The sequence below is a fragment of the Alkalihalobacillus sp. BA299 genome, from assembly GCF_017745675.1.
Lineage (GTDB): Bacteria > Bacillota > Bacilli > Bacillales > Bacillaceae_F > Alkalihalobacterium.
The window spans coordinates 1-3,807 of sequence record NZ_JAFLJM010000043.1 but is presented as its reverse complement, the minus strand read 5'-3'; the positions used below and the strand labels follow the sequence as shown (position 1 = coordinate 3,807).

The 3,807-nt window shown below is 36.7% G+C and carries 2 protein-coding genes and 2 pseudogenes; all 4 read left to right on the top strand.

The features are described 5' to 3' along the window. Nucleotides 1-255: 255 nt before the first annotated feature. Nucleotides 256-485 (top strand): annotated as a pseudogene (locus J0N78_RS26725) (hypothetical protein); the annotation flags it as partial. A 343-nt stretch (nucleotides 486-828) separates the two neighbouring features. After that, on the top strand, nucleotides 829-2,016 hold the full coding sequence (locus J0N78_RS25245; RefSeq protein WP_209125844.1) for a tyrosine-type recombinase/integrase: 1,188 nt from the start codon (nucleotides 829-831) through the stop codon (nucleotides 2,014-2,016). A 59-nt stretch (nucleotides 2,017-2,075) separates the two neighbouring features. Next, nucleotides 2,076-3,267, top strand: a pseudogene (locus tag J0N78_RS26720) (IS3 family transposase). Nucleotides 3,268-3,533: 266 nt separating this feature from the next. Continuing rightward, the gene (locus J0N78_RS25230) at nucleotides 3,534-3,707 is read left to right on the top strand and encodes a hypothetical protein (RefSeq protein WP_209125841.1); all 174 of its coding nucleotides are present in this window, start codon (nucleotides 3,534-3,536) and stop codon (nucleotides 3,705-3,707) included. Nucleotides 3,708-3,807 lie beyond the last annotated feature (100 nt).

Sequence of the window (3,807 nt, the reverse complement as noted above, 5' to 3'; positions counted from 1 at the left end):
AAAAAAGGGTTCAGATCCAATCTCTACTTCACTTAATGCTCTGTTCCTAAACGATTCATAATAGAATGATTTATAAAATAGCTCAATGGATTATATTTATATTCCATCAAATCATAATCCACTAATAAGATCATAAAACTTTTAACGACTATAAAACAATGTTTTGCCTGTCGTCAATTCCCTTCCTCCTATTACCAAAATATCTCATCCTCTTATCAAGAGACTCCTTACGGCGATCGTTGAACTAAATACCATTTAACACCATACTTATTAAGACATACACATACCTCTCTCTTAGCAGAGACCGGTGTCTCACTAGATCAAATCATGGATCGCTCAGTCATGCCGATGTCAAATTACGAAGGAGCGTCTATCTTCATGGGACACAAGATATGAAAAAAGAAGCTTCCCAAAAGTTCAGCGAACTTATGAGAAGCTTCAGTATTACTTACACTTTGTTAGCATTTTGTTATCAAATCACTTAAAAAACCTTATTTATCAAGGGGTTGAGCAGCTATCACATCATGATCTCTAAAAGAAGTACCTTTAAAAGTTATTGCTAAATCGGAGTATAATAGTTCGTACTTTATATCAGCTGTTTTGGTATATTGATCAATCCTAGATTTTGCAGTTTTTTCAATTCTATCTTTATCCTTCTTATCCAAAATTCGTGATAAGAAGGATTATTCCGAAGTATCTGTTATCCCGAATATTTAATTGTTTTACCCTTTTTATCAAGTTAAAGCAGCTAAATATTCAGGATAATTGTTGCTAAAATGTCCATAATGAAATTGGGATTTTCCCTAATTTATTATGGAGGCGAAATACATGGAAAAAATTTTACTGACGGAGTTAGTTACTCAAGCTAAAAAAGCAATAAAACCAATTCAACATAGTGCATCTACAGTCTATCAATATGGATTGGCATGGGATGAACTGATTTATTTTTTCGAATCAAAGGGTCGATTATACTTTTCCAAAGAATTAGCAAATCGTTTTATGCAAGAATCAAAGGATGACCTGGACAAAGGCCTGATTAAGAACTGGCGTTATAAACTGAGACGTCTTTCTGTACTGATTCTCCTTGAAGTCTTGGAAACAGGCAGTTACAGCTGGAAACTCCATTTTGAGGAACCTAATGGTCCTCTTTCCAATGAAATGAAGCAGTTGCATGCCGATTATACGAAAGTACTTATCTGTTCTGGAAAAGGTAACGGTACACGAAGGTGTTATGAGACACTTTCGAGGCAGTTTTTAAAATATGTACAGTTAGAACTTAATAAAAACATATCTGATCTCCAGCTCGATGACGTTCGGAGTTTTATTCCCTATATAGCAAGATCTTACCAAAGTACCAGTATGCGAACAGTACTGTCTGCACTTCGGTCCTTTCTGAAATATCTTTATAAAGAAAGTGTGACTAAAGAAAAATTAGTTCTGGCGGTTCCAAGCAGTGGTTCCAGAAGAACCGCAGTTGTGCCAACTATTACACAGGATGAAGAAGACCGTTTGCTTCATTCAATCGACAGTTCCACCTGTATTGGAAAGCGTAACTATGCCATGGTGCTTTTGGCAATGCGCACAGGACTTAGAAGCATTGACATTATAAATTTAGAATTATCCAGCATTGACTGGCGGAATAAGACAATCGCCATCGTTCAACAGAAAAGCGGAAGGCATTTAATGTTACCTCTTCTTACAGATGTCGGTAATGCATTGTCTGACTATATACTAAATGCAAGACCTCAAAGCATTCTTCCATATGTTTTTCTGAGATATCATTCACCATACACAAAATTATCTCGTTCCAACTGTTATGCCATCAGTTGTAGCATCATGAAAAAGGCGGACATCCGGCAGTCAGGTCATCAACGTAAAGGATTCCATATTTTCCGCCATACTGTAGCTGCAAGAATGCTATCACAGGAAATATCACTTCCTGTGATATCCAACACATTGGGACATGGCTCCATGTCTTCCAGCAAGGTATATCTTTCAACTGAATGTAGACTATAAAGTGGACACGCAATGGAGAGACTTGTAAAAACAAGAATCTAAAAATGGAGCGTGTCAAAATGGCTAGAAAATATGATCATGAATTCAAGGAGTACATTGCAAAATTAGTTGTAGATGAGGGGAACAAAGCAACAGATGTTGCTAGAGAAATGGATATATCCCCTAAAACGATATCACGCTGGGTTAGAGATTACCGTAATAAGATAAAGGTAAATCAAGAGGAGATCAGCTATATAACACCAAGCGAATATAGAAAACGGGAGAAAGAGCTATTAGATCAAATCAGTGATTTAAAGGAGGAAAATGAAATCATAAAAAAGGCAGCGCACATCTTCATGCAAAGCCAGAAGTAATTTTTCATTTTATCTTTAGGCATCGAAAGGAATTTCGAATTGTGAAGATGTGCGCCGTTTTAAAAGTATCTAAAAGTGGTTATTATAAGTGGCTTAATAAGAAAGAGTGTGATTTCCAGAAAAAAAGAAGAAGTTGATGGCTAAGATTCGCAGGCTTTTCTTTCAATATAGAGAGGTGTACGGAAGCCCAAGGATAACGAAAGAGTTGCATAAGGAAGGGATTACGATTTCAGAAAAAACCGTTGGTAGGTATATGCGTGAAATGGGTCTTCGGGCCATTCCAGAACATCGATTTGTAGTAACGACAGACTCTAATCATAATAACCCTATTTATCCAAATCTACTAAAGCGTAAGTTTAATCCCGAAAAAGCAGACCGTGTCTGGGTAACAGATATCACGTATATCTGGACCCTACAGGGATGGTTATACTTAGCTACTGTAATGGATTTATTTTCACGGAAAATTGTCGGATGGGCTACAGATATAAAGATGACAAAAGATTTGCCATTAAAAGCCTTGAATCGAGCGATCACTTCAAGAAAACCTTCAGAAAAGCTAATACACCATTCAGATTGTGGGAGTCAATATACATCAAACGATTATATTGCTCGTTTAAAGGAATGGAACATTCAAATAAGCATGAGTGGTAAAGGTAACTGTTATGATAATGCGTGCATGGAGTCTTTTTTTGCCTCCTTAAAAAAAGAGTTAGTGTATCGGCACAAGTTTACTAGTCGTGAGGAAGTCACTAAGGAGATCTCGGAATACATCATGAGCTTTTACAATGAGAGAAGAAGTCATTCAAGTATTGGCTATGTATCACCAAATGAATATGAAAGAAGTTATAATGACCGACCTAAACAAAAAGATGTAAAAGCAGGAGAAACAGCAGCATAAAGACTTATGATACACAAAGCAACTTTACGTGGAGTGGCGGGTATGTTAGCCTTTTGGGCTAGCCACTGGATAATTGAAACCAAGTGGCTTCGTGGCTAGGAGGACATACCCGCAATAGCAATAGGTAAGACTTTGATATAATCTCCATCTTTTCCCCTGCTCCACACCGTACGTCAGTCTGTCTAACAATTATTAATAATTTTTGTTTTTTTGCATGAAAATGGATGTCTTTTGTCGAATCTCTATATCAAAGGAGATGAGTGTGTATGCCTTATATCGAAGGTGAAGATAGACATCAAATTTACATACTGCCAAATACGTTGGACGACTTTGTAGATGAAGAAAATCCTGTCCGAGTGATCGATGCTTACGTCGATACTTTGAACCTGGAAGAATTGGGGTTTCAAGTTTATGGTACCGACCCCCAAAAGTTAGAGTAGAAAACTAACTTTTGGGGGTATTTTTATGGCCAAATATAGTGAGGAATTTAAAATAAAGCTTGTTACTGAGTATTTACATGGAGAACTTGGATATAAATTA

Bases quoted from the DNA above. Each gene is read 5' to 3' on its own strand.
- J0N78_RS25245 (WP_209125844.1), top strand. From the start codon at position 829: ATGGAAAAAATTTTACTGACGGAGTTAGTTACTCAAGCTAAAAAAGCA.
- J0N78_RS25230 (WP_209125841.1), top strand. From the start codon at position 3,534: ATGCCTTATATCGAAGGTGAAGATAGACATCAAATTTACATACTGCCA.